General features: G+C 34.5%; 27 protein-coding genes and 1 riboswitch. Of the genes, 7 read left to right on the top strand and 20 right to left on the bottom strand.

Going from position 1 to position 25,190, the window contains the following annotated elements; translation table 11 throughout:
- Positions 1-36 precede the first annotated feature (36 nt).
- From RCJ93_RS02820 to RCJ93_RS02780, 9 genes are all read right to left on the bottom strand, one after another.
- Positions 37-252 carry a helix-turn-helix domain-containing protein gene (locus tag RCJ93_RS02820; RefSeq protein WP_392993548.1) on the bottom strand — a complete coding sequence of 72 codons (216 nt, stop codon included), beginning with the start codon at positions 250-252 and terminating at the stop codon, positions 37-39.
- Positions 253-262: 10 nt separating this feature from the next.
- Positions 263-739, bottom strand: coding sequence for a DUF2975 domain-containing protein (locus tag RCJ93_RS02815; protein WP_392993546.1), 477 nt, complete (start codon positions 737-739; stop codon positions 263-265).
- Between the two features lie 160 nt (positions 740-899).
- Complete coding sequence (locus tag RCJ93_RS02810; protein WP_446738341.1) at positions 900-1,250, bottom strand: DUF2200 domain-containing protein; 351 nt, start codon at positions 1,248-1,250, stop codon at positions 900-902.
- A 132-nt stretch (positions 1,251-1,382) separates the two neighbouring features.
- Complete coding sequence (locus RCJ93_RS02805; RefSeq protein ID WP_158512573.1) at positions 1,383-1,520, bottom strand: hypothetical protein; 138 nt, start codon at positions 1,518-1,520, stop codon at positions 1,383-1,385.
- A 29-nt stretch (positions 1,521-1,549) separates the two neighbouring features.
- Positions 1,550-2,320, bottom strand: coding sequence for a GNAT family N-acetyltransferase (locus RCJ93_RS02800; protein ID WP_446738340.1), 771 nt, complete (start codon positions 2,318-2,320; stop codon positions 1,550-1,552).
- A 446-nt stretch (positions 2,321-2,766) separates the two neighbouring features.
- Positions 2,767-3,297 carry a GNAT family N-acetyltransferase gene (locus tag RCJ93_RS02795; RefSeq protein ID WP_446738339.1) on the bottom strand — a complete coding sequence of 177 codons (531 nt, stop codon included), beginning with the start codon at positions 3,295-3,297 and terminating at the stop codon, positions 2,767-2,769.
- Between the two features lie 15 nt (positions 3,298-3,312).
- Complete coding sequence (locus tag RCJ93_RS02790) at positions 3,313-3,741, bottom strand: GNAT family N-acetyltransferase (RefSeq protein WP_446738338.1); 429 nt, start codon at positions 3,739-3,741, stop codon at positions 3,313-3,315.
- Between the two features lie 165 nt (positions 3,742-3,906).
- The gene (locus RCJ93_RS02785; protein ID WP_446738337.1) at positions 3,907-4,917 is read right to left on the bottom strand and encodes a nucleoside-diphosphate kinase; all 1,011 of its coding nucleotides are present in this window, start codon (positions 4,915-4,917) and stop codon (positions 3,907-3,909) included.
- A 27-nt stretch (positions 4,918-4,944) separates the two neighbouring features.
- Positions 4,945-5,727 carry an MBL fold metallo-hydrolase gene (locus tag RCJ93_RS02780; protein WP_446738336.1) on the bottom strand — a complete coding sequence of 261 codons (783 nt, stop codon included), beginning with the start codon at positions 5,725-5,727 and terminating at the stop codon, positions 4,945-4,947.
- Between the two features lie 200 nt (positions 5,728-5,927).
- On the opposite strand from RCJ93_RS02780, the gene RCJ93_RS02775 reads away from it, so the two are divergent.
- Positions 5,928-7,301, top strand: coding sequence for a hypothetical protein (locus tag RCJ93_RS02775; RefSeq protein ID WP_446738335.1), 1,374 nt, complete (start codon positions 5,928-5,930; stop codon positions 7,299-7,301).
- Positions 7,302-7,537: 236 nt separating this feature from the next.
- On the top strand, positions 7,538-8,134 hold the full coding sequence (locus RCJ93_RS02770; RefSeq protein ID WP_150284532.1) for a GNAT family N-acetyltransferase: 597 nt from the start codon (positions 7,538-7,540) through the stop codon (positions 8,132-8,134).
- A gap of 52 nt (positions 8,135-8,186) precedes the next feature.
- Here the strand turns inward: RCJ93_RS02770 and RCJ93_RS02765 are convergent, their stop codons facing one another.
- Positions 8,187-9,827: a catalase gene (locus RCJ93_RS02765; protein WP_446738334.1), complete on the bottom strand. Its 1,641-nt coding sequence runs from the start codon at positions 9,825-9,827 to the stop codon at positions 8,187-8,189.
- A 382-nt stretch (positions 9,828-10,209) separates the two neighbouring features.
- Between RCJ93_RS02765 and RCJ93_RS02760 the strand changes: the two genes are divergently transcribed.
- Positions 10,210-10,749: an ECF transporter S component gene (locus RCJ93_RS02760; RefSeq protein ID WP_066787556.1), complete on the top strand. Its 540-nt coding sequence runs from the start codon at positions 10,210-10,212 to the stop codon at positions 10,747-10,749.
- A 24-nt stretch (positions 10,750-10,773) separates the two neighbouring features.
- On the opposite strand, the gene RCJ93_RS02755 is transcribed toward RCJ93_RS02760, so the two are convergent.
- The 5 genes from RCJ93_RS02755 to RCJ93_RS02735 all read right to left on the bottom strand — a co-directional run bounded on the left by RCJ93_RS02755 (position 10,774) and on the right by RCJ93_RS02735 (position 14,346).
- On the bottom strand, positions 10,774-11,637 hold the full coding sequence (locus RCJ93_RS02755; protein ID WP_066787559.1) for a pyridoxamine kinase: 864 nt from the start codon (positions 11,635-11,637) through the stop codon (positions 10,774-10,776).
- A 151-nt stretch (positions 11,638-11,788) separates the two neighbouring features.
- Positions 11,789-12,913 carry a DUF4145 domain-containing protein gene (locus tag RCJ93_RS02750; RefSeq protein ID WP_446738945.1) on the bottom strand — a complete coding sequence of 375 codons (1,125 nt, stop codon included), beginning with the start codon at positions 12,911-12,913 and terminating at the stop codon, positions 11,789-11,791.
- Between the two features lie 323 nt (positions 12,914-13,236).
- Complete coding sequence (locus RCJ93_RS02745) at positions 13,237-13,320, bottom strand: putative holin-like toxin (RefSeq protein ID WP_223823582.1); 84 nt, start codon at positions 13,318-13,320, stop codon at positions 13,237-13,239.
- 259 nt (positions 13,321-13,579) lie between these two features.
- Positions 13,580-13,798: a hypothetical protein gene (locus RCJ93_RS02740; RefSeq protein ID WP_446738333.1), complete on the bottom strand. Its 219-nt coding sequence runs from the start codon at positions 13,796-13,798 to the stop codon at positions 13,580-13,582.
- Positions 13,799-14,142: 344 nt separating this feature from the next.
- The gene (locus RCJ93_RS02735) at positions 14,143-14,346 is read right to left on the bottom strand and encodes a hypothetical protein (protein WP_066787564.1); all 204 of its coding nucleotides are present in this window, start codon (positions 14,344-14,346) and stop codon (positions 14,143-14,145) included.
- Positions 14,347-14,480: 134 nt separating this feature from the next.
- Between RCJ93_RS02735 and RCJ93_RS02730 the strand changes: the two genes are divergently transcribed.
- Positions 14,481-14,672 carry a hypothetical protein gene (locus tag RCJ93_RS02730; RefSeq protein ID WP_066787572.1) on the top strand — a complete coding sequence of 64 codons (192 nt, stop codon included), beginning with the start codon at positions 14,481-14,483 and terminating at the stop codon, positions 14,670-14,672.
- Between the two features lie 40 nt (positions 14,673-14,712).
- On the opposite strand, the gene RCJ93_RS02725 is transcribed toward RCJ93_RS02730, so the two are convergent.
- Positions 14,713-14,862 (bottom strand): hypothetical protein, encoded by a 150-nt coding sequence (locus RCJ93_RS02725; protein WP_158512574.1) that lies wholly within the window; start codon positions 14,860-14,862, stop codon positions 14,713-14,715.
- Between the two features lie 133 nt (positions 14,863-14,995).
- A riboswitch (purine riboswitch) is annotated at positions 14,996-15,096 on the top strand.
- An 86-nt stretch (positions 15,097-15,182) separates the two neighbouring features.
- On the opposite strand from RCJ93_RS02725, the gene RCJ93_RS02720 reads away from it, so the two are divergent.
- Positions 15,183-16,481 carry an NCS2 family permease gene (locus RCJ93_RS02720; RefSeq protein WP_446738332.1) on the top strand — a complete coding sequence of 433 codons (1,299 nt, stop codon included), beginning with the start codon at positions 15,183-15,185 and terminating at the stop codon, positions 16,479-16,481.
- A gap of 110 nt (positions 16,482-16,591) precedes the next feature.
- Here the strand turns inward: RCJ93_RS02720 and RCJ93_RS02715 are convergent, their stop codons facing one another.
- The 3 genes from RCJ93_RS02715 to RCJ93_RS02705 all read right to left on the bottom strand — a co-directional run bounded on the left by RCJ93_RS02715 (position 16,592) and on the right by RCJ93_RS02705 (position 21,118).
- Entirely contained in the window at positions 16,592-17,371 is a 780-nt protein-coding gene (locus tag RCJ93_RS02715) for a GNAT family N-acetyltransferase (protein ID WP_446738331.1), read from the bottom strand.
- Between the two features lie 602 nt (positions 17,372-17,973).
- On the bottom strand, positions 17,974-18,357 hold the full coding sequence (locus tag RCJ93_RS02710) for a RidA family protein (protein WP_066787578.1): 384 nt from the start codon (positions 18,355-18,357) through the stop codon (positions 17,974-17,976).
- 154 nt (positions 18,358-18,511) lie between these two features.
- On the bottom strand, positions 18,512-21,118 hold the full coding sequence (locus tag RCJ93_RS02705; RefSeq protein WP_446738330.1) for a cation-translocating P-type ATPase: 2,607 nt from the start codon (positions 21,116-21,118) through the stop codon (positions 18,512-18,514).
- Positions 21,119-21,500: 382 nt separating this feature from the next.
- Here RCJ93_RS02705 and RCJ93_RS02700 point away from each other — a divergent pair, with 382 nt between their 5' ends.
- Together RCJ93_RS02700 and RCJ93_RS02695 are read left to right on the top strand one after the other, a co-directional pair.
- Complete coding sequence (locus RCJ93_RS02700) at positions 21,501-22,127, top strand: TetR/AcrR family transcriptional regulator (RefSeq protein WP_251646577.1); 627 nt, start codon at positions 21,501-21,503, stop codon at positions 22,125-22,127.
- A gap of 158 nt (positions 22,128-22,285) precedes the next feature.
- Positions 22,286-24,502, top strand: a complete 2,217-nt coding sequence (locus RCJ93_RS02695; protein ID WP_446738329.1) for an MMPL family transporter — start codon at positions 22,286-22,288, stop codon at positions 24,500-24,502.
- A gap of 86 nt (positions 24,503-24,588) precedes the next feature.
- Here RCJ93_RS02695 and RCJ93_RS02690 read toward each other — a convergent pair whose 3' ends face one another.
- Positions 24,589-25,098 (bottom strand): QueT transporter family protein, encoded by a 510-nt coding sequence (locus RCJ93_RS02690; RefSeq protein ID WP_446738328.1) that lies wholly within the window; start codon positions 25,096-25,098, stop codon positions 24,589-24,591.
- Positions 25,099-25,190: the final 92 nt, after the last annotated feature.

Genomic DNA, 25,190 nt, shown 5'->3' with positions numbered 1-25,190 from the left:
TATGTTTGAATATTAATTAAATGTAACTTTATCGATTTAAACTTCTTGATCACTTTTATATTCAAGAATATCGCCAGGTTGACATTCCAATGCCTTACAAATTGCGTCTAAGGTTGAAAACCTGATTGCTTTTGCTTTTCCATTTTTCAGTATTGAAAGATTCGCCATCGTAATGCCTACTTTCTCTGAAAGTTCAGTAACACTCATTTTCCTTTTAGCTAACATCACATCAACATTTACTATTATGCCCATTACTTTCACCTCAGACTGTTAAATCGTTTTCTGATTTAAAATATACGGCTTCTTGTAAAAGCTTTTGCAAAACTGCTGCAAAGACTGCAATTACTAAAGAAGCAAAAATTGGTACCATCCCCATGATAATCAAACCTGGAGCGTCATCCTTTTCTGCAATAAGATAAACGAATGGCATGATGACTACATATAGAAAACTGATAGTAACGGCACAATACTTTATACTCTTTAAAGCATTAATAGATATCTGAGAAAAAGATTGATTCTTATCAATATAATTTAACAGACAATATGATTTAAACAGAGCCAGATAAAATGGAATAGCTGATACAAAAATCACTACCAAAACAGGATATAACATACCGCTGTAATCGGGATTCACTGGATTATTTGGTAACCAAGACACTAAATAAATACAGAGAGCAAGAACTGGAATTCCCATCAAGAAAATAGCAATTTTCAAAAATAATGTTGATCCTGTTTTCAAAAAGAACACCTCACTTTTTTATTCCTCTCTAAAAAACTAACACATTATTTATTGAAAAACAATAAATAAATATTATATTACATTAAATAAATATCGTTGCTTTAATATTAAAACAAATAAAAAACCACCAAATTGGCGGTCTTTTCATCCTTATGAGAACTCATCCGCGTAAAATTTTCCCCAACGCTTTCCCTTTAGCTAGCTCATCAATCATCTTATCTAAATAACGGATTTCTTGCATCAATGGTTCTTCAATATCTTCTACTCTGATACCGCAAACTACCCCTTTAATTAATCTTCGTGCCGGATTCAAATGAGGGGCTTTTGCAAAGAATGTCTCAAAATCCGAGCCTTGATCCAATTGTCCTTTTAGCTCTCCCTCGTTATAACCTGTCAACCAGCAAATGATTTTGTCAACTTCTTGCTTTGTTCGACCTTTTTTCTCTACTTTATTAACATAATGAGGATAAACACTGGCAACGCTCATTGTATATATTTTATGTTTAACCATAATATCTCTGCCCTTCACTTTTATCTAAATATTTTTTCTTGTATGTTAAATACAGCACACTAATTAAATTTCCCGCTAATGCCAAGATACCATAACCTACTAAAGCAATTCCTCCTCTTTTAGCTGAATAGCTTAATCGTTACTATTTTTCACTTTTTTCTTTCGGCTAATCCAAAATATTGTTAAAAGAAATGCAAGAATAAAACAACCAGCTAGAATGAGAGTTGAAGTTTCATATAGAAAAAAGTAAGCATTATTTACTTCATACATGTTAATCGCTCCTTTAAACCTGTTAAATTCTATGTAAAAATTGAATATTTTATAGGATTAGTAAATCCTAACTTCTTTGCTAACTTTATAGATGTTGTATTGGATATATCACAATCCCATCGAGGAATTATATTATTTTTTAAACTATGGTTAATAAAAATCTTAGCGATAATTTTCGCTAACCCTTGTCCTCTATAGTCGTTAAGAGTAGCAATATCAATTTCCGCAAATTGTTCAGAAGCAAAAATTGTCGTGCATTCGCTAATTACTTTTGCATCATGGAGAATAGCAAACCCAAAGCCCTTCTCTTCATAATTACCGATAGATCCCCAGTATTCCACATAATAATTCTTACCAAATTCCAGGCTATTCACTATTACTGTTGAATTTATCTTTTGTACGGAATAGTTAGTAGGTAATTTGATTACATTGGCTACTTCCTTGTTAGCATCATAATTAAATGAAAATCTGACCAAGTGTCTTATTTCTTTTTCAAACTCCCCCATTATTACCGAATCCCATATTTTCGAAGAAGAAAAGAGGGTGAATCGTAAGTCTTCTTCTTTCCTTTTTCTATAAAGATTAAAAAGAAAATCATTAAATTCTACATTTTCTGTTGCACCTACAATATAATAGATACCTATTGTTGTTTCAAAAAGGACTGTTTGATATAAATAAGAATCTGCATAAACTTTTCCTGGAATGTATCCATCCAATATTGAATAAATGAACGTTGGACATCTAGTGCCATTTAAATTTTTTTTTACATTTTTATATTCATTTATATCTAGTATGTTCATTATCAATAAACCCCTTCAAATATTGTTAATAAATCACTTCAATATTCCATTCAACATATCTTTTAATATAGCATAATTAAAACGGTATACTTCTTAGTAAAGGGATATATTATAATCTATTTTGTTAATATAAAAAATGTTTAATTTAAACCTAGGAACATACATAGCAAAGAAAATACTTATTGAATAGTTAATTAACAAGTTAATTAGGAGGTGACTAGTCTTGATGAATTTTCTATTCTATTGGCGAATATTTTTTCTTGTTACTCTACTGTTGCTTTTCTTAACAAATGTTATTAGCTCACGTACTTTTATAGCAATAATAGGTGGAATAGTTGTATTTGTTATAATTCCAGCGATTATTAAATCATTGAAGAATAGGGAAAAAAGTCTAAGCAATAATTAATCAAGGGTCGTTATTGTGAAGCTATAATTTAGTTAGGAAATCACTCTATGTGAAGATTCATAGTTTTCTTAGATAACTCCCAGAAATATAAGTCCTCAGTTACTTTATATAATCTCGCTCCATTTTTTTCTAATACTTTGTGTGAAGCTTTATTTTCCTTTTCCGTATCAGCAATTACACGTTTAACGAGAGGCTGATCTAAAATCCAAGAAGCCAATATCTTAATTGTCTCTGTCATATATCCCTTCCCTTGGTAACAAGGGAAGGTGAAATACCCAATAATAACCTCACCATTTTCATCGGGTAACCCTTTTAACATAATTCCACCTATAATAGAATTTAGCTCCTTGGATATTATGAGCCAATTTGTATGCCAATAATAGTTTGAGGAATCTATCAATACTTTAGATAATCTATATTTCATCGCATCTTTTATTTCTTCATCCAAAAGTAATTCACTTTTATCCAAATGGAAAACATCCTGCAGCTTACTTATATCATCAATAAATAATCTTAAGCTTTCAGCGTCTAATGGAACAATCCTTACTCTTTCTGTGTCTAGCTCCTTCATCTTATACGCTCCCTACTATGTATTTAGAGGTTTTCTAAACGAATAGCAAAATTTATCAAAGTTATTTTTATCTTCATAAAATCTATGTGCGTCTAATCGAGCTAAACCCGATTCTAATGCAATATATACGCATTGATTTTTTAGAGCTATTTCTTCTAGATATGTCATAATTGCATTTCCGTATCCCTTTGATCTATCTGAGGATTCTGTTACTAAATCATATAAAAACAAATGTTTTTTGTTATAAAAATTTGTTTGGATTTTAAAGCCAGCTATAGCTTTAATAACTCCGTGATCAGTAAGAGCTATCATTTGATACCCCTCACTTTGCATTACTTTAAATAGACTTACACAGTCCTTTTCGCTTATATCTGTACGGAGTTGAGTTATTAATGGGAATGTTTCAAGTAAATTCTCGTTATCAATCTTTTTAAAATTATACATTTTAAAATCTCTTTATTCTGAGAGGGAAATTCTTATCTTGCCTCACATATAATTATTGTAAACACCTTTTCATCTTTAAACGATTAAGCGAACCAAACCGCTTTTGACCCTACCATCTTTTTTATCGTATGTCTTCTTATGCACTGAATAGCGTTCTTCCCTGCTTTAATGCAATTTTTGAGGTTTTACTTTTTCTTCTGGCAAATATAAATTGGTCAATTGATTAAATTCGTATTTTCCTATTGAGATTGCACCAGCTACATCACATCCATTTGTTCCACCACTTACAAAAAGGTCAAAATCATCCTCTACTATATCTTCAAGAATTTCAGCTTCTGTCAAAGTACGCCTAGGATCGTAAACTTGAACTCCATATAAACCTAAAGCCTTCAAATAATTTAACATTTCAGAGCTTATGTTCTTTAAAGGCAGATAATTAAGGATAACTAAACCTTCATTATCTCGTATCCATTCGAAAAATTCAGTTATGGACCCATGCATAGGTCTAGCACTAACTGTTGGAGTCTTTTTCAATGGTAAATATCCTAGTAATTCAATATCGATATCTTTAAAATTAGTTTTATAGGTATAAACCGTAATCACTTCTAGTTTTCCGCTGTTTAGTTTATTAAATTCCCTTACTGCTTCAATTATAGAATAATCTTCACATAACAACCCAATATACTTTAAATTAGATTCCTGATCTATTTTTAGTAATTGATTAAGTATTTCATTAGTAGAACCTATTAATTTCACAGTTAAATCTGCATACTGCGAATATACAACAATGTTGTAGGATGGAAATAACAACTTAAACTGCAAATTATATTCGTTACCATGATCAGCAGTATGCAAAAGATTTCTCATATCATTTGACGTAAAACCATATTCTTTACGGAATGCCAACTTAATTTCTCTTAATTTGTGTGAAGCTCCATGACCTCTTACCAGAAAAGAAATAATTTCACCACTAGATACATAATCAGCATACTCATCCATATTAAATGGAGAGGAAAAATGAGATAGAATATCTTTTTTTTGTAGTTGAGCCCTTTTTTCAAAAACAATCTCCAGGTTGTTTTTTTCTAATTTTCTTTTAAAACTGTCGTATACCTTTGGCTTAATTACTCCATCCGGTTTTAAAATAGCCAAACCATAATCCATACTATTGTCCATTTAAAACGCCCCTATAAGTTTTTAGAATTAAAAATGAATACTGAACCCGTTAAATTGGTGGATACCTGTACCAAATTTAACAAGCTTATTTGCCCACAAATACTCAACTGCCAATTTTACTTCTTCTAAAATTTTAGGTTTGAGTCCTAATGTGTTATGTGATCCGAAAACGGTCGTGACATTTGGAATCTTTGATATTTTATCTAACGAGTTGACTAAATCTACAGGGTTGGTCGATGGATAAAAAGCATATATTGGCGTTTCATCATATAATAAATCTCCTGTAAACAAATAACCATTAGTTTCATCAAAAATCGAAAGGTGACCCGGTGAATGCCCAGGCGTATGGTAGATAACCAGCCTTCTATTCCCTAACTCTATTACATCTCCATGATGTAATAAGCCCGTTGGTTCTCCTTGGTATGGTTTATATGTTTCTGAATCAAATGTTTTAGGGGTAGGTATTGTTATATCTCTGCTAAGATCTTTTCGTATTTGCTCAATAGACAAGCCTTTAATCCCATGCACTAACCAATCTTTATCCCCTTCATGGACAAAAATATGTTCAAACTCTCCATGGCTTCCTATATGGTCAGCATGGACATGCGTTGTAAGAACTTCAATTGGTAAATCAGTTAATTGATTTGTAATTCTTTTTATATTATCAATTCCTAGTCCTGTATCAATAAGTACAGCTTTATCATTACCTAACAATAAAAACGAATGTACTTTTTCCCAGTGTCCATATTCGCTAATTGCATATGTATGTGTATCAATCTGTTGCACAGTAAACCACGTATCATTCAACATAATTTAGCCTCCAAGTAATTTACATTTATACTATATAACATTCGTGCTACTATGCATTAAACCCTTTGATTCTTGGGGAATTTCATAATATTTATAAGTCTAACTTAGTAATAAAATTGTCTTTTTTTATTTTTTAAAACTTAGAAAAGATTTTTCGTTTATAATAGAGTGAAAATATTGATAAAAAGAGGTGTTTAAAAATGAAGTGTATTAAATATTTTATAGGTTCATCTATTCTATTATTCATTCTTGTTATTGGAGCGCGTCTACCAGTTTCAGCAGCAAGCCCTGTCATCAACAATGTAAATACCGAAAAGTTGACTCGGAGTAGCACAGTGAAATTTCCTCCTGGATTTAATGTCAGAATTAATCCCAAAAAAAGTATTTCATTAATTTCAAATAATCGTACCTTTAATGTTTTCTTATCTTATGCCGATAGGTACGGAAAAACTATTAAGAAAATTGGCGTAACGAATGTCACGTTCAAAAATAAAATGATTGAAATGCCCAAAATGCCAGCTGGCGCCAAATCATTAAAAATTTTTGCAATTGTAGGAAATAAAATTTCAAAAGATCCTATCATTGTACCTATTTCAAATACAGCGAATATAATGGTGAATTATCCGAAGAATCGTTCCTTTATAGATATCAATAAAGAGGCAGGTGTATTTGCAGGAACATTAAAATGGGATGGTATGGGGAATGAAAATAAATTTACAAAATACGCCATCTATTCATATGAGCCACCTTTTTTCCCTTTGTCGTCAAAAGTAGCGGACAGAAATAACCTTGTTAAATTGGGAGAAGTCAAGGCAACTGGAAAAAAACGTTATAGCTTTACATTGCCTCCTACTAAAAAACATTATTTGAGGCTTGTTGTTCTGCCTGAAATTAAGGGTCAATATATATCGGCCTTAGACATAGATATTGATGAAACTAATAAACTATATAGTCAAAGAATTCGCCGCTATAAGGTAACAGATGACTATTCTGTATCCAAAGAAAAGCTAACATTAACGAAAGACATGCTATTTTATACAGATAATAATTTCTTTGAATTACTCCTACCAGTAGATACATTTTTCCCTTATACGTTTAAAGTGTATGACTCTAGAAACAGTACTGAATCATTTGATCAGTTTACATTTAATACAAAAGACATTAATTTAGGGACAACCCAATTCCATATAGATAACAAATATAAAGATGTTTATATAGAATTCACTAATAAATTGGGTCACACAAGTAACCGTGTTCACTACAAAGTTGAGCCAAAAGAATATCAAACAACATCTGAACTAACACGTAAAGACGTTGTTTTCCATAATAAAAAGGATACGAAAGATGACTATATTCTTGTAAAAAATGTTTCTAGAGGCGATTTAATTTTTGCTTATTACGCTAGCAAACATCGTAGAGTGGAAGTGAAGAAAGAATATATTCGCAAGGATGGCTCTATTAAAATTTCAACTGACCTAGAAGATGATGGTGGTACTCTCTATATTAAGTATAAAAAAGCTGGTTATTATTTAATATCTGAGAAATCCGCTATCCCTTATACTCAAGCTAAATAATTCATTAGAAAAAAGGATTGTCATATGGCAATCCTTTTAAATGTACATACTCATTGTTTCACAACCTTAATACTCCGCTTTCTCTAGTAACAATATTCTGTTAATATTGAATAACTATAAGTAAAGGGGGCGTTATATAATGACAAACTTAAATACAATATGCGGGGTACATTACTTGTAAGGGTTCACGTATAACTGCCCTATAAACTGCGTGGTCCCTAAAAACGGAGGGAAAATTGATAATTAGAGACTATAACCATCGTGATGAAACTGGTTGGGTAAGATGCCGCGCGCTTGCATTTTTGCAGACGGCTTATTTTGATAATGTTTTAACGAAGAAAGAACACTATCAAAATCCATCTATTGAGCTAGTTGCAGAGCATGATGGGCAAATTGTTGGTTTGATTGATGTTGAATATGCAGAAGAACAAACGGTATGTTCTCGTGGTGAAGGTTTAGGGGGAATGATTTGGCATATCGCAGTCCATCCTGATTTTTACCGACAAGGGATTGGACAACAACTACTCGTTGCAGCTGAAAATAGAGCGAAGAAATTAGGGTTAAATCGTTTGGAGGCATGGACTCGCAATGATCTTTGGGTACAAAAATGGTATAAAAGAATGCAATTTAATATTGTAGATTCCTATTATCACGTTTATTTCGAAGAAGATGAATTGCATCCCAACTATAAAAGCAGCATACCTGATTTATACTTAGTAAATACTTTCGCTCATTATGTTGGGAAAGATATCGAACAATTTAAAGATAGTAAGCGGATTCATGAGTGTGTTTGTTTTGAAAAATTCCTTTTTCTATCCTTAAATAATTCCTAAATAAAGCCTCCCCTACACCATAATTGGTGCAGGGGAGGCTTTATACTTTTATTTAATATGGATCCGCTTTATGGCTCTTATCTACAGCTTCTTTTGTAGCTGCATTGGCAGCTCTAGTGCCTTCTCCATATTTAGAAATTCCCGCTTCTCGGCCAGGAAGTTTTGTTTCAGTTTGTTTTAACTCTTTCATTTTTTCTTGAATACCTTCTTTAACACGACGACCATAATCTTCATCGGCTTGTGAAAAATGTTCAATCATTGCATCTTGAATTCTTTTGTCACAAATAGCAAGCGCATTAGATAGGTTGTTAATTAGCTCATCGCGTTCCCAATCTTTAAAACTGCGATAAGTTTCGCCTGCTTGTCCGTAGTTATTCGGGCGGTCAATTGGCTCGCTCATAACTTGAGCATTATAAGATGGACGATGTTGTATACGCCCCTCCTTGCTTGCCTCTTTAAAACCACCAAGTACTGAAGGCTCATAATTAATGTGAGGATTTTCACCAGACTCTTGAGGATCTCTAGTATCCATTTGGCCACGTTGCTGGTTTGTATGCACAGGAACTTTTGGTGCATTGACATCTAATTTAAGATAATTTGACCCGATACGGTAACGTTGTGTGTCTGAATAAGAGAATGTTCTGCCTTGGAGCATTTTATCATCAGAGAAATCCATGCCATCTACTAATACACCTGTACCAAATGCAGCTTGTTCAATTTCTTCATGGAAATTAACCGGATTTCGATCTAATACCATACGGCCAACTGGCAACCATGGGAATTTGTCTTCAGGCCAAAGCTTTGTATCATCTAAAGGATCAAAATCTAGTTCTGGATGATAATCATCTTCCATAATTTGAACATATAATTCCCATTCTGGATAATCTCCACGCTCAATTGCCTCATATAAATCCTGTGTTGCATGCCCTACATTTTTACTTTGAATTTGATGTGCTTCTTCTTGTGTTAGATTTCGAATACCTTGCTTCGGTTCCCAATGATATTTTACTAACACTGCTTCGCCTTTTTCATTCACCCATTTATACGTATTAACACCAGAACCTTGCATATGGCGATATGTTGCTGGAATTCCCCATGGAGAGAACAAGAAAGTAATCATATGTGTAGCCTCAGGTGTTCTCGCTACAAAATCAAACATTCTTTGTGGATTTGGCACATTTGAAGCTGGATCTGCCTTAAAAGCGTGAATCATATCAGGAAACTTCATCGCATCACGAATAAAGAAAATCTTTAAATTATTGCCGACTAAATCCCAGTTTCCATCTTCTGTATACATCTTCACTGCAAACCCACGAGGGTCACGGTCAGTTTCAGGTGAATCCTTAGATCCTGCAACTGTAGAAAAGCGGACCATCAATGGTGTTCTTTTTCCTTTACCCGAGAACACTTTTGCTCGTGTATATTTCTCAACTGGTTCATCCCCTACTTTGCCATATGTTTCAAAGTAGCCGAATGCGCCGCTTCCTCTGGCATGTACCACACGTTCTGGTACTTCCTCACGGTCAAAATGAGAAATTTTTTCAATGAAATGATAATTTTCAAGTGTTGCTGGACCTCTGTTACCAACTGTTCGGATATTTTGGTTATCCGTTACAGGATGACCTTGGCGAGTCGTTAATGTTTCGCGCTCTATATCTTGTTGTTGTTTGTTTTGTTTTTTATTCTCTGACAAACCTATTACCTCCTTTAACTTCTACTTCTTTTCTACCCCTTCTCCCTAAAATTTATACCAAGTAACTCATTTTTAGTTAATTTAAAAAAGGATTTACAACAATTTAGTAGGATATATAATTTCGTGTTAGTGTCGAACTTTTTATTAGTATAAGTAGACTATCGAGGTTTATAGTATTTATGATTATAAAAAATTATTATATAGCTGTTTATTTTTAGAGGATTTCATATCATGCTGACCCCTTTAAATTTATGAAAATTGATACTTTTAAAAAGATCAACCATTTGATAATCTTATTTACAGTTCAGTTTATTAAATAATTTAAAGAATTCAGCTTTTTTATTTTTAAGGTGATAGCTGAGGATTTATTAGGGGGAAAAGTATGCAAAAAACAATGGGGCATTCCACAAATAGAATTCGAACGTTTGATTTAATTACAAGTGCCATGTCAATAGCTTTAGTTTTCGTGGCCACCATGCTACTAAATATAAAGTTGCCGATTACAGCAAATGGCGGGTTGGTTCATCTCGGTACAGGCATGCTATTTATTATTTCCATTTTATTTGGTCCAAAAAAAGGAGCAATTGCCGGCGCTTTTGGGATGGGGCTATTTGATTTGGTTTCGGGATGGACGCTTTGGGCACCAATTTCCTTTGTTGCACGTGGCTTACAAGGATTTATTGTAGGCAAAATCGCTTGGTCAAGAGGACGAAGTGGAAACAGCTTAATGCTCAACCTTATTGCAACGATTATTTCCATGCCTCCAATGATTGCTGTTTACTTTATTGGGGAAGGCTTCCTTTATGGAAATTGGATTGCACCAGCTGCATCTATTCCAGGAGACGTTGTTCAAAATGCTATTGGACTACTTGTATCCATTCCGGTCTGTATGTTCTTGAAGAAAATACCAACATTTAAATGAGAACTAAAAAACACACCTCTAGCACTAGAGAGGTGTGTTTTTTTTAAGAAGCATACCTAAAAATTTTTCAAAGTTAACTCCTGCTATTTTGGGGACGTCTTCTCTTGAAGTATCTTGTATGGCAGCAGCTAGAAACGATTCTGCTAGATGTACTGAATCATTAAGATGATCTCCTCGCATTATCCCACCCATAATGACCGAAGCAAACAAATCACCAGTACCCGAATAACTTAATCCATTGTACGGCATAGCCTTGTAGTTTATTTCTTCTCTATCTATGTACATATTCCCAATGAAGCGGCCTGTCCCCTCGCACTTAGGCGGAGTAACTCCAGTAATAATTACTTTAGCTCCGGTTATTAGTTGTAGGTTCTTACCTGCTTCTTCTAACGCTTGTATAAAATCATCATTTTGATAACTATATAATTTTTCATAGGATAAACCTGTTAATAAGCAGCACTCTGTAACATTTGGTGTGATAACATGCGCTAATTTTACGAGCTCTCTCATTCTAGATAGTAGATTATCGGTATAGAGCTTGTAGGCTGTCCCCCCATCTCCCATCACTGGATCTACCAATAGATGTGTATTTTCGGTTTGAAATTTTTCCAAGAATTTAAAAATATGATCTATTTGTTTTCTTCCGGTGACAAATCCTGTATGTATACCATCAAATTTCGCATCCATACTGCTCCACTCTTCAATAAAGTGAGGTATCTTATCTGTAAAATCTTCATAAAAAAAACTAGGATAATCCGTTTGTGCTGACAATATAGCTGTTGGCAAAGGACAAGCCTGCACGCCCATTACAGAAAGTACTGGAATAGCAGCTGTTAGTGAGCATTTGCCGAAAGATGATAGATCTTGTATGATTGCAACCTTCTTCATATTGCCTCCCTACTTAAAACAAAAATTGAAAGTATAAGTAGTATATCATTTTCGTTTCGCATTGGTAATTAAACTAGCATTAAAAAAATAGCCCAATGTTCTTTTTTCAAACAATTAGGCTATCTAACTTATTATATTAATAAAAACTCATTTATTGGACTGCTGCTTCTTGCATGTTTTTTTGCTTTTCAATCAATTGATTAAATAATTTTTCAACCGTCCCCTTACCAACCTTATCATATTTAGTTAAAATCACTAATTCCTTTGGAAGCTGGCCTACTGTACAAATATCATCCTCATTTAACTGCCTGATAAGTTGAGGAATTCCTCGAAATTCATTGTTTGAAAGCTTGATAATAGAAAGTTCGTCAGTTATAACAATGCACTGGTCTTTAAAAAATAAAAATAATTTACCTTCGTTTTCCGTTTGCATTCTTTTGCGCTCTACTTCTTCTTCAACAAATATTTTTAAATCCTTAAAAAGATTTTCTATATTCTGCTCTTGGTTTCTTTTTAAATGCTGCTTTAAATCATTTAAATTACTAGGCAGTTCACTCATCACGCGGACCTGTTGCTCTGCACCTAAGCGTATTAAAAATTTCTCTGCATGAGGAAATCGCTGTGGCAACAAATAAATATCTCTAAGAAAATAAGGTATATCAATTTGCTGACCTTGATAGGATATTGCTCTAATAACTCGATCCTCGTCTCCTTGTACTTCTTCTTTTCCTTCTTCTCTTTCTTTTAGCGACATAAGAAGTTCTTCAAGTGATTGTAATCTATCTTCAATTTCTTCTGTTGCAGATTGGTTTTGATTTGTCGGCAGCGGATCTTGATAAGGGGGGACTTTAAATTTTGCATCTCCATATGTATCCACATACCATTTGATAATTTTATATAGTGCTTCCCATGATAATAAGGCTTCAGAGAATCGGAATGCTCGGGTTTCATGTGCGGCCTGGTTACCCATTTTTCTCACATGGTGTAAGGCATTGCAAATGTCTTCTGACAAGCACCCTTTATGTTGTAATAAATTAATTCTGTCTAACAGATTATCTGCTGGTTCTTCAAATTTTTTAATTTTAATGACTTGCTTCAAGATGTACTCCGATAACACCCTAGAATGAGTCAACATCATGCGTGGACTATTGAAAATTGTATTTTCTAGTTCTTTGGCCAATTGAGCCATTTTGGGTGAAATCGGTTCTAAAAATGCATAAAAATAAGAATCTGCTTCAATTTCTTTGTCATTGTATTCCTCTATACGATCTAACATCACTAGACATACACATCCTATCTTTTATCTATGGTCAAGTTAAAATCACATTTCAAATTTCATGTCCTTCTCCTTTTCATACCATCTTTAATTAAAAACGAAACTACCAATCGACCAACAAGACATCTACTATTGTGAACGTCCGGACACAAAACTTGAAATATAGTCAGTATACTCGTATACTAAAAGTAGAACTGCATATATTAAAAAGACCGCCGATGTTGGAGCATCGGACGGTTAAATAGATGATAGTTGATTCCCGGTAGGGGGATTAGCTCATTTAGGATATGACAACCCATCAGAGCCGTTAACTCAAGGATGGGTTATTTTTTATGGTTGAATGACAGAATTGTAATGATTAAGGTAGCGAATGCAATCGCAAACGTTAATGATTCATATACCGTCATGGCATCACCTCCTTGTACAGACGATGCCACACGTTATGGACAAATTAGTCTGATCTATTTAGGAGAAAGCCAACCACCCTTGAGTACCGAACTATCTATCAACATTATACCAAACATACGTTCTTTTTTGCTATAAAATCGTATTATTGAAAATAATTTATTTATTTTAATTACTAATTTCCTATTTTACTTATTCATTTTATCGCTTTTAACCATAAAAAAGCCGCTTATATGTTATATATTAAGCGGTTTACTACTATTAGATATGTAATTCAATTCCTAAATTTTGTTTCAATTGTTTCCTTATAATATCATCCTTTATACTATCACCTTTTTTCACTTCTCTCGAAAATGCTTTTGGATCAAACAATCCCATTCCTTCTATACATGCATACCTCCAACATAAATGAGAGTTTTTAACAATTTCCAGATTAGTTAAACCTTCATGTTTAAATTCAATACAATCATAATCATCCACTCCATATTCAAAACCACAACATGGACAGATTTCAAAACTTCCAGCTAAATCTAAAGAATAGGGAGATTCTTCTAATTTATTAAATCCACAGATAAAACAAATAAATTTCTTTCCTGAATGTTAACAATAATATCTACCTCTTTTAGAAAATAATTATTTGCATGTATTTTCTTAGAGCTTCTCAAACGAAAATAAATTCCTTTTGAGAAGCTAATTTATAATTAAACTATTGAAAGTTGATTACTGAGTTTTCTGCCATTATTTAATTTAGAAAAAACATTTTATGTATTTTTTAATTATTACTACATTTACCTCATTTACTTTGGCTTGATCGTTTTGACTATTTATAACTTTTCTATCTCAACTTTGGCTTCCCATCCACACTTGCATGTTCTTTCAAATTTACCTTGTTTGTTATTGTATTTCATTGTTCCATCTCTTCCGCTGCTTCCTACACTACCGCACTCTGGGCATATTTCGTAATCGCTCACTAATTTCTTAACCAAATTTAGATTATCATATTCTACCTCTTTGTATTTATAACTCATTTTCTGTCCCCTTCCCTTTTCATATACCATTTAGCATATGCAATACTGGCTAATATGTGAAAAGAGAGCGGCAAAAGGCTTAGCATAAAATGAAGGAAAAAGAGCAACTTATCTTATGTAGGAGGTGATCTATCATGCCAAAAAAGTGTGGTTATAAAGCAAAGAATAAAAACAATAATAGCCAACTGCCTAATGCTAAAGATTACCGAAATACTAATTCTCCGTATAATAGTCCTGACAATTTCCGTGAAGAATTTGCGGCTGAATGGAGAGAAAATGCCATTGCTGAAATCAATAAGCAATCGGATGAGAGAGTAAACAAGTAATACTAGAAGCCTTAATGATTTTCATTAAGGCTTCTAATTATTATTGCAAATTTTGGCTTGCAACTTCAATGGCCTTTTCCTTTTTTTCCTTAAACGTCATTTTTTTTGGCACTTTTTCTTCCTCTATAAATTCATTACTGTATTCTTCTTTCCTCTTGTTATGTTGCTTGTTGACTTTTTTATTTACCATTAGAAAACCTCCTATCAAAGCTTATCTTGTATTTATTTTCATCATTTATACATTATCCAACTTCGACATTATTCGATAAATTTTGCAGCTTATATTGACGTATACATTAAATCTTGATATTATCTTTCTATTACTTTTAAAACCTAAATATCCTTGTATAAGTTCAAGAATAAGGCTTGATCGTTTCTACCAGCTACCATAAATAGCTTGTCTACAAGGAATATCAAATAAATGAAATAATTATTTTTTATTCCTTTGTAGATGACTTTGGCACTTGGTAGCCAAAGTTTTTTTATATAATAGAATAGGAGATAGTCATCATGAAACACTTTTTTCAATTTACTGAGAGGAATACCAGCTATAAGCAAGAGACATTGGCTGGGGTTACCACATTCCTTTCAATAGCTTATATTTTGGTAGTCAATCCTTTAATCCTTAGCCAAACTGGAATGGACAAGGGGGCTATTTTCACCGCAACTGCGCTAACTGCTATCATAGGATCATTACTTATTGGACTTCTAGCAAACTATCCAATAGCTATTGCACCAAGTATGGGGTTGAATTCGTTTTTTACGTTCTCTGTTTGTATAGGTATGGGAATTAAATGGGAAGTTGCTTTGACTGGGGTTTTTGTAGCAGGCGTCATTTTCATCGTTTTAAGTTTATTAAAAATACGGGAGAAAATAATAAATGCGATACCAGAAGATTTGAAACATGCCATAGCAGCGGGCATTGGGTTTTTCATCGCATTTATCGGTTTTAAAAATGCAAGAATTATTATCCCAAATAAAGATACTTTTGTATCCATAGGTCACTTAACTTCTCCGACAACTGGCCTTGCCGTTTTTGGTTTAGTCATCACCATCCTTATGTTAGTCCGCAATGTAAAAGGTGCTATTTTTTACGGGATGATTATTTCTACTATTATCGGTATGTTGACTGGTTTAGTAAAAATCCCAACGCATATTATGGGGACAATCCCAAGTCTTAAACCAACTTTTGGTGTGGTATTTCCTCACCTGCAGGATATTTTCGCCCCTGAAGTATTAGCCGTGATTTTCACTTTCCTTTTTGTTGCATTTTTCGATACTGCTGGTGCTTTAATTGCTTTAACTAGCCAAGCAGGCATTATGAAAGACAACAAAATTCCGAAAATCGGACGTGCACTGCTGGCCGACTCTTCTGCTGGAGCAATTGGTGCAATACTCGGTACCTCAACACCTGCAACCAGTGTTGAATCATCTGCTGGTATTGCAGTAGGCGGAAGAACAGGTTTTACTTCGGTCATTACTGCCGTATGCTTTGCAATCGCATTATTCTTCTCACCTATCCTTTCCGTCATCACAAACGAAGTAACTGCACCTGCTTTAATTATTGTGGGCGGATTAATGGCTATGAATCTACAAAACATTAATTGGTCACGGGTAGAAGTAGCGATTCCATCATTTTTAACCATTATTATGATGCCACTCACTTCTAGTGTTGCACTTGGATTAGCGTTCGGCTTTATTCTCTATCCATTAGCTTTGCTTATGCAAAAACGTGGTAAAGAGCTCCATCCGATTATGTATATACTTGCTCTATTGTTCATTTTGTATTTTATTTTTATAGTTAAATAGCAGAAGCGCCAAATGGATATTTCTCATTTGGCGCTTTTTTATTTTAGGACTCTCTGTCTTTAACGGAATAACTCATGAGCTTTTATTATCGAGTTTTTTAATAAGAGGTTTTACTGCTTGGTAGAAGGTGACTGGCAGCCATAAGAAAATGCAAGACATAGAAAACCACATTTTTCTAGGATGGGTCTACTCATTGTACTGGCATCAACAGTAAGGAAAGGATACCCTTTTTCATATGCCTTTTTTGCACGAGTAGCTAAAAGAGCTGTATAATAACCTTTTCCTCGGAACAACGGTAAAGTTGAACCTCCCCATAAGCTGGCGAAAGAGGAATTTTCCTCTAAGTACATCCAAGCTGCACTTACAAGCTGACCATCTTCATAAATTCCATACAGGTATAGGGATTCAGGATTATTTTGTTTATCTCTCCAAAGTCTTTCTCCCAACTCAGTATGCGGTACATTCCAGATAACATCTTCTAGAAAAATAATGTCTTGAATGCCTTTATAATCCGTTATTTCCTTTAAGTTGACGTGTCGGTCGTTTTTAAGCAAGGGAAGCTGTTCATCTAACTCCATGACCATTAGTGCTTCAGGATCCTCTATTGTGAATCCTTCTTGTCTAAGAATATCTTTCAAACTATCTGGCTTATCGTAGTTATACACCTTCCACTCAAAATTCTGCTCAAGGTTACTAAAATAGCTTAACTCGTTCTTAATAATTTCTTTTATATTACCTTCGTTTACATTAGATGAGACAATGAACCCTTTTTCGCCAAACTGTGAAATATGACGGACGACATGCTCTGTTTCCTCTCTTATATAACCTTTCACTTGAGCATCTTGTCGAAGTTCTTTGTGGAATAATGAGATTAATTCATTTTTATCCATGGGCTCCCTCCTATATTATAAAAATTCTTTTCTTTTGGATCTTATTCCAATAATAGCATGTTGATTAGTACCAATTATTTCAAAAGCAGACGTTCAACTCAATCTACTTTCCTTAAACATTACTATTTGTTTAGTAACTTTATAATTTTCGATCTACCAAGCCTATTTCACTTTCGTATAGCTTCAAAAGTAATTCTTAATAATTCTAAATATAAAAATCAGGTACACAATAAGGTAACTCTTAATATTATTATTTTTAATTGATCTTTCATTTTTTGATCAAAACAAGTCGCAATGCAACTCATTTTTGGTTTAATAACAAATAGTGTCTATAAGTTTGGCAATATCCTATGCATTTAATGATTGGTGTATGATAATGACCTATTGATTTCCTAAATGACAACATGCTTACACCCTGTTATCGATCTAATCTAAGAAGGTCACTCATTTTCCAATTAAGGTCACTCATTCTCCATTTCGGGCACTCACGATCTTTCAGGACACTCGGCCTTTTCCATCTAGGCTCACTCAAACTCTAATTAAGACTTATCCCAATTAAAAAGGCCAACAAACAGCTTAAACTGTTTGTCGGCCATTGCTTCTTAATTTGATCTTTTAGCGATCAGTTCAATTTCTACTTCTGCGCCTAGTGGCAATGCAACTACTGCTACACAAGTTCTTGCAGGATATGGTTCGATGAAGTAAGTTTTATACACTTCATTCATTGCATTGAAATTGTTCATGTCTGTTAAATAAACATTTACCTTTATCACATCTTCATGGGAAAGTCCTGCTTCTTCCATGACTTCTACTAAGTTCGCAAAGCATTGTTTTGTTTGAGCAGCAATATCTCCAGTTAGATCTTTAGCAGTTGGTGTATTCTTTGCTGTCTGACCTGAGAAAAATACATAATCTCCCGCGTCTATTGCGTGTGAATATGGACCTGATGAGGTTGCACTTTTTGCTGTATATGCTTTTCTTTGCATTGTTAAATCTCCTTTTTAATTAGATATATAACAATAATATATTAAACTTTCTAAAAGTTCCATCGATGGCTTTTAAAATAAGAATGTGTTACATCTGTCTACTCTTTTATAACCGCAAAAACCGACCCTTTTAACAAAGGATCGGTTAATTTACTTATTTCCTTCTTACAAACAAAACCTTAAACCACTGATTCACTATGAAGGGTAGACTCGATAGTGTATAAATATAGCCCATTTGCAAGCCGCTTAATGGTGCTACTTTAAATACAGTAGTTAGAGATGGTAAGAATAAAACAAGATGTAAGCTGATAACCCCGATTAAGAAGGCCACCCATGTATATTTGTTTGAAAAGATTCCAATGGCAAAGATGGATTCTTTTGAACGAGAGTTAAAGCCGTGAATCAAACGAGATAAACATAGTGTCGCAAATGCCATCGTACTTGCAGTCAATGTACTTCCTGTTGAAAGACCTAGCCTGAATGCGATGATGGTAGATATAGCAATGAGTAAGCCCTCAAGTACTACTTGTGTCGTAAACCGTTTGTTTAACAATGGTTCGTGAATGTTTCGAGGCTTATCCTTCATTAGCTTTTTATTATTTGGTTCAAGTCCGATAGCAATTGCGGGCAAACTATCTGTCAACAAGTTGATAAATAAAAGATGAACTGGTGCAAATGGGACCGATAATCCAAAAACCGTCGCATACAAAACGACGAAGATAGCGCCAGCATTTCCTGAAAGTAAGAAAAGAATGGCATTCTTGATATTGGTGTAAAGGCTCCTCCCATTCGCTACTGCTTTAACAATGGTTGAAAAGTTGTCATCAGTTAAAATCATTGAGGAAGCGTCTTTCGCCACTTCTGTTCCGGTAATCCCCATTGCTACTCCTATGTCTGCTTGCTTTAAAGCCGGACCATCATTCACTCCATCCCCGGTCATTGCAACTACTTTGCCTTTTTCCTGCCATGCTCTAACGATTCGAATTTTATGTTCAGGTGTCACACGGGCATAAACAGAATAATCCTCCACATAATCTTGTAGTTCCTTATCTGTTAATTTTTCAATTTCATGCCCTTCAATGGCTTCACTTGGATCTTTTAAAATACCAATTTGAGAAGCAATGGCTGTTGCAGTGATTTTATGATCTCCTGTAATCATTACAGGCTTTATGCCTGCCTGAATACAGCTCTCTACAGCAGCTTTTGATTCATCTCTTGGTGGGTCCATCATTGCTACTAACCCTAGAAAGATTAAATCATGTTCATCTTCGAAATCAATCGTTTGTTTTGGCCTCACGGTTTTATAAGCAATCGCCAAAACGCGCAGCCCTTTAGTTGAAAAGTTGTGATTGGCTTTTTCAATTCTTTGTCTGTCTTCGCTTGTCATTTCAACGATGCCATTTGTTGTCTCTATCTTATTCATTCGTTGTAAAAGAACATCTAATGCGCCCTTTGTCGTAAGCATTCTTTTACCATTTACTTCATTAACAGTTGACATTAATTTTCGGTCAGAATCAAAAGGGATTTCGGCCATTCTTGGGTGTTGTTTACGAAGCATAAGCTCGTCCAATTTATAGTGTTTGCCTAATTTTACAAGTGCAATCTCAGTAGGATCCCCAATCTCCTTCTCTTCCCTTACGAAGGAGTCGTTGCATAGGAGCGATTGAGTAATAAATTGTTTATGCAATTTGTTTTTCATATTCAGTTCATTAAATGCTTGTACTTCTTTATCAATATAAACTTGTTGAACCATCATTTTATTTTTCGTTAAGGTACCGGTCTTGTCCGAACAAATGACAGATACACTACCAAGGCTTTCTACTGCAAAAAGCTTTCGTATAATTGCATTCTCTTTGGCCATTTTTTGAGTACCAAAGGCAAGAACGATCGTCACAATAGAACTTAATGCTTCCGGAATAGCAGCTACTGCGAGCGAAACAGCAAACATAAAAGATTCCACCAAGGCACGTCCGCGTATAAGGTCAATCGTAAAGATAGCTAAACAGATGAGTGTGATGCCTAATGCAAGCTTCTCGCCAAAATGATCAAGACTGATTTGAAGTGGGGTCTTCTTCTCTTTTGCTGTGCCAAGGAGATTAGCAATTTTACCAATCTCTGTATTCATTCCTGTTGAGGTAACTACAACCGTCCCACGACCATTTGTCACAAAGCTGCCGGTGAATACCATATTTCTTTTATCCGCTGTTGTCACACCTTCATCGAGTATAGGATCGGTAGTTTTTTCAACAGCCAACGATTCACCAGTGAGAGAACTTTCGTTAATTAAAAGATTAAAGCTTTCTATTAACCTACCGTCTGCACTAATATAATCGCCTGCTTCTAAATATAGCAAATCGCCGACTACTATTTCCTCAGACAATATTTCGATGATTTCATTATTCCTTAACACCTTTGCTACTGGGGAAGTTAAGGCTTTCAGATTGTCGAGAGATTGTTCAGCTTTGACATGCTGTACTGTTCCTAATACAGCATTCAATATAACTACAATCATGATGACAATGGTGCTTTCCACTTCACCTAATAAAAACGAGATTGATGCTGCAACCATTAAAATAATTACAAGCAAATCCTTAAACTGGCCAAAGAAAACAGCTATGGTTCTAATCTTTTGGCTTTCTTCTAATTCATTCGGTCCATATTCTTCTAATCTCTGCTGAACATCTAGTTCATTCAAGCCTTCCTTAGTCACAGAAAGCAAATCCATTACTTGTGCGGATGTTTGTTGGTGGAATTCCTTCATATTTTTCTCCTTTTTTTGTATTGTTTTAGCTTATTCAGCGAATGAATAGAGTTGTAAAAAGTAAGGGTGTGCTTAATAACAAGAATGTGGGTGAATAAAATCTATTAAAAACTTTGTGATCATCTCCACCTCCATCTCCACCTTTAACTTCTACTATCGTATTCCTAGCAATCTTATAGTATGAATAGATTTGAGGTTAGATTTAAAAAAGAATCCTTCTTTTAAACAGTTGCAGCTTAACTTTCGTGCAGAAACTTAATATAAATTACACTTATTCTTTAGAACTCTTGCTTATTCAATGGTAAAATATCAGTGGATATAATTTACGAAAAGCTAAATATGATGGCTATAAATTAAGTAGACAAAGATAAGGAGAAGGATTATGGCTTCTAAAAAACGAGGTCGCCCTGTTGGAAGGCCTAAACAAAAAGATAATGATATATCGACAAGGGAAGTAATCCTACAAGTTGCTACACGTTTATTTTTGGAGCATGGCTTCCAAAGAGTATCGATGGATGATATTGCTCGGAATTCTGAAACGACTAAAGCAACCGTATATTACTATTTTGAAACCAAAGCTGAATTGTTTAAAGAAACAATGGTTGCACTAATGGAAAGAATTCAGGAACGAATTCTATTTTTGCTCACTTCAGATAAGCCCTTGTATGATCGTTTATTAGATGTGACAACGGCACACTTAAAAGCAACCACAACCCTTGACTTGGATGGGTTTATGAGAGAATCTAAACAATCCTTAACAGAAGAACAAATGGGTGAAATGAAAAAAGCAGAAGAAAAAATGTACGAAGGGATTGAAAATGAATTTAAAAAAGCAATAGACTCTGGAGAAATACCGCATGTGAACACAAAATTTGCAGCGCATGCTTATCTTGCACTTATTCGAGTGGGGAATTATAAGCAAGCAGATGGACTTTCCATATTCGAGTCGGCTGAGACATCTGCTATACAAATATTAGATGTTTTTTGGAATGGCTTCTTTAAAAAATAGGATTATCCCGCTAGTTTTTATAGCGGGAATTTTTTATCTTATCGCATGTTTACATACAAGGATATTAGGTCATCATATATTAATAAGAAAATAGATTTGATAATTAACCTACCAGTATATATAATTAATTTAAATCCTTCCGAAAGGGGCTCTACTTAATGAAAAAGTTTTTTATTGAATTTGTAACAGCTGTCTCAAGTAAAAAAGGCAGATGGATTACTTTGGCAGTTTGGGTTCTTTTAGTAGCCGTACTTACAGCCGTGTTTCCAAGCGTTAACAAAGAAACAGATAATGGTGCCGCTAATTTGCCTGACAATGCTATGTCAGTTAAAGCAGAAAAAATTGCAAAAGAACAATACCCTGATAATACAGGTACACCATTGTTAATTGTATGGCATCGGACAGACGGGTTAACCACCCAAGATTACCAAAAGATTTCATCATTATATCAACATCTAGAAAAACATCCGTTATCAGCCCAAAATTTTCTTCCTCCACTTGGAAAACTTCCGCCTCAAGGTTTACAGGCTTCTGCCTCTGAGGACGGCAAAACAATTGTGACGCCTGTTTTCATGAATAAAAAAGCTTCTACTGAGGAATTGACAAGTGATTTATCTTCATTAAAAAAACATTTATCTAAAGTAGAATCTAAATCTTTATTTGATCGTAAAATTAGTGACTCAGGCTTACATGTTCGTTTTACAGGTCCTGTAGGAATTTCTACAGATGCCACTGCCTTATTCAGTAAAGCAGATGTAACGTTACTGATTGGTACGGTTTTATTAGTATTAATATTGCTTGTGCTGTTATATCGCTCCCCACTCTTAGCGTTAGTGCCATTGATAGGTGTAGGATTTGCTTATGGTGTGACGAATCCTCTTTTAGGATTTCTCGCTAAAGAAGGCTTTATTACAGTTGATTCACAAGCCGTATCCATTATGACCGTATTATTATTCGGCGCAGGAACAGATTATTGTTTATTCTTAGTATCCAAATACAGAGAATGCTTATTAGAGGAAGAGGATAAGTTTACAGCCTTAGAACATGCCATTAAACATTCAGGTGGAGCTATCTTAGTAAGTGCATTAACCGTCGTGCTTAGTCTAAGTACTTTGCTGCTTGCACAATATGGATCCTTCCATCGCTTCGCAGTTCCATTTAGTTTAGTTATACTCATTATGGGTATGGCGGCATTAACACTGTTACCTGCTTTGTTAGGTATTCTTGGGCGTGCAGCATTTTATCCTTTCGTCCCACGAACAGAGGGAATGACGAAGAAACTAGAAGAAAAGAAAGGAAAAAAAGTAAGAAGAATCGCTCCCCACGGAAAGTTCAGCAGAAAAATTGGCAATTGGGTGACAAGAAAACCGTGGACTGTCATCATTTTAAGTGTTGTCCTATTAGGTGCATTAGCATCCTTCGTTCCACGTATTCAATATACACAGGATTTAATAGAATCGTTTCCAAAAGATATGCCTTCTAGAGAAGGTTTTGATTTAATGTCCGAACATTTTTCACAAGGAAAACTAGCACCTTTACAATTAATAATCAATACAGAAGGTAAAAAAGTTGAGATTAAAGATCAGCTGAGCAAACTATCGTATATCGAAGAAGTTTCAGAGAAAAAAGAAGGGGTTAAAAACAAAGAATATCATTCTTATGATATTACTTTAAAAGAAGACCCTTACAGTATGGAAGCTGTTGATACTATACCAAAATTAAACAAGAAAGTTTCTACCATACTAAAAGACTCAGGTGTGGAACCACAAGATCATCTCTGGATAGGTGGCGAAACTTCTAAGCAATATGACACAGTGAAGACAACGGAACGAGATATGAAAGTAATTGTACCAACAGTAATCGTTATTATAGCTGCATTGTTGTTAATGTACTTGCGGTCTATTGTTGCGATGGTATACCTGATCCTAACGGTCTTACTTTCTTATTTATCTGCGTTGGGCGCTGGTTGGATTCTGGTACACGATGTATTAGGCATTTCAGCAATTCAGGGCTTAATTCCTTTATACTCTTTCGTTTTCTTAGTTGCATTAGGTGAAGATTATAATATCTTTATGATATCAAGTATTTGGAAAAACAAAAATAAACAAAGTAATCGATTAGCCATCGCAAATGGGGTCAGTGAAACAAGTAGCGTGATTACTTCTGCAGGCTTAATTCTAGCTGGAACTTTTGCAGTCTTGGCTACCTTGCCTATTCAAGTACTCCTGCAATTTGGGATTGTTACAGCGATCGGCGTATTATTAGACACATTTGTTGTTCGTCCACTCCTTGTTCCTGCTATCACTGCTGTACTTGGCCGTTATGCTTACTGGCCAGGGCGAAGATGGAAAATGAAGGAAAGTGAAGAAGAATAACCTATTGTGACATTAAAAATAGAAAACATTTTACTATAAAAATTGCTCTTCTCATTAATTGAGAAGAGCAATTTTTAATGAAGATTTTATTTTGTAAAATCAATTTTCTTTTTCAATATATTCATAATTACGCCACCTACTGCCATCGAAAGCAGCTCACCAAGCGCAACTGTATACCATGTATAGAAAAAAGGAAGATGATAAAGAAAAGATAATTGCCCAGCAACCGTGAACATAGAGAAAGCAAAAATTAAAGCAGTGACTGCCATTTTTGCAATATCATTCTTGATTTTTTTCGTTACCGCTCGGCATAAAAGAATGACTAAAAATGTAGCAAGCCCACCAACTGGCACATCGATTGGCCATGTCGGAGACATAAAATTAGCAATAATAACACCGAGAGTGACGGCTACTATGTAACGTTTATGGTAAAGTGCTAGATAGTTAAACATTTCAGCTAAACGAAATTGGATGGCGCCAAAACTGACGACAGCTAAAACGGTGGTGACCGCTACATAAAGGGCGGCAACGAGGGCTGTTTTGGTGATTTCAGAAACAGAGGTGCGTGTAGATACATTGTAAAACGTTTTATTCATTTTCATTCTCCTTTGTAAAATAGCCAAAAGCTATTTTAGTCATAACTGCGACCAAAGGAGATCAGACTATGCCTAACCAAAAGTGCCGCAGT

The organism is Rummeliibacillus sp. BSL5 (assembly GCF_052928305.1).
This window is presented reverse-complemented; position numbering and strand designations above follow the sequence as displayed.

Excerpts from the sequence above, each read along its gene's own strand:
- RCJ93_RS02705 (WP_446738330.1), bottom strand. The coding sequence starts at position 21,118 with ATGAAGGAATTCCACCAACAAACATCCGCACAAGTAATGGATTTGCTT.
- RCJ93_RS02795 (WP_446738339.1), bottom strand. The coding sequence starts at position 3,297 with ATGAAGGAGCTAGACACAGAAAGAGTAAGGATTGTTCCATTAGACGCT.
- RCJ93_RS02715 (WP_446738331.1), bottom strand. The coding sequence starts at position 17,371 with ATGGATAAAAATGAATTAATCTCATTATTCCACAAAGAACTTCGACAA.
- RCJ93_RS02750 (WP_446738945.1), bottom strand. The coding sequence starts at position 12,913 with ATGTTAGATCGTATAGAGGAATACAATGACAAAGAAATTGAAGCAGAT.
- RCJ93_RS02785 (WP_446738337.1), bottom strand. The coding sequence starts at position 4,917 with ATGGACAATAGTATGGATTATGGTTTGGCTATTTTAAAACCGGATGGA.
- RCJ93_RS02800 (WP_446738340.1), bottom strand. The coding sequence starts at position 2,320 with ATGAACATACTAGATATAAATGAATATAAAAATGTAAAAAAAAATTTA.
- RCJ93_RS02780 (WP_446738336.1), bottom strand. The coding sequence starts at position 5,727 with ATGTTGAATGATACGTGGTTTACTGTGCAACAGATTGATACACATACA.
- RCJ93_RS02760 (WP_066787556.1), top strand. The coding sequence starts at position 10,210 with ATGCAAAAAACAATGGGGCATTCCACAAATAGAATTCGAACGTTTGAT.
- RCJ93_RS02730 (WP_066787572.1), top strand. The coding sequence starts at position 14,481 with ATGCCAAAAAAGTGTGGTTATAAAGCAAAGAATAAAAACAATAATAGC.
- RCJ93_RS02810 (WP_446738341.1), bottom strand. The coding sequence starts at position 1,250 with ATGGTTAAACATAAAATATATACAATGAGCGTTGCCAGTGTTTATCCT.
- RCJ93_RS02700 (WP_251646577.1), top strand. The coding sequence starts at position 21,501 with ATGGCTTCTAAAAAACGAGGTCGCCCTGTTGGAAGGCCTAAACAAAAA.
- RCJ93_RS02695 (WP_446738329.1), top strand. The coding sequence starts at position 22,286 with ATGAAAAAGTTTTTTATTGAATTTGTAACAGCTGTCTCAAGTAAAAAA.
- RCJ93_RS02720 (WP_446738332.1), top strand. The coding sequence starts at position 15,183 with ATGAAACACTTTTTTCAATTTACTGAGAGGAATACCAGCTATAAGCAA.
- RCJ93_RS02805 (WP_158512573.1), bottom strand. The coding sequence starts at position 1,520 with ATGTATGAAGTAAATAATGCTTACTTTTTTCTATATGAAACTTCAACT.
- RCJ93_RS02690 (WP_446738328.1), bottom strand. The coding sequence starts at position 25,098 with ATGAATAAAACGTTTTACAATGTATCTACACGCACCTCTGTTTCTGAA.
- RCJ93_RS02775 (WP_446738335.1), top strand. The coding sequence starts at position 5,928 with ATGAAGTGTATTAAATATTTTATAGGTTCATCTATTCTATTATTCATT.
- RCJ93_RS02725 (WP_158512574.1), bottom strand. The coding sequence starts at position 14,862 with ATGGTAAATAAAAAAGTCAACAAGCAACATAACAAGAGGAAAGAAGAA.
- RCJ93_RS02755 (WP_066787559.1), bottom strand. The coding sequence starts at position 11,637 with ATGAAGAAGGTTGCAATCATACAAGATCTATCATCTTTCGGCAAATGC.
- RCJ93_RS02735 (WP_066787564.1), bottom strand. The coding sequence starts at position 14,346 with ATGAGTTATAAATACAAAGAGGTAGAATATGATAATCTAAATTTGGTT.
- RCJ93_RS02790 (WP_446738338.1), bottom strand. The coding sequence starts at position 3,741 with ATGTATAATTTTAAAAAGATTGATAACGAGAATTTACTTGAAACATTC.
- RCJ93_RS02710 (WP_066787578.1), bottom strand. The coding sequence starts at position 18,357 with ATGCAAAGAAAAGCATATACAGCAAAAAGTGCAACCTCATCAGGTCCA.
- RCJ93_RS02820 (WP_392993548.1), bottom strand. The coding sequence starts at position 252 with ATGGGCATAATAGTAAATGTTGATGTGATGTTAGCTAAAAGGAAAATG.
- RCJ93_RS02745 (WP_223823582.1), bottom strand. The coding sequence starts at position 13,320 with ATGACGGTATATGAATCATTAACGTTTGCGATTGCATTCGCTACCTTA.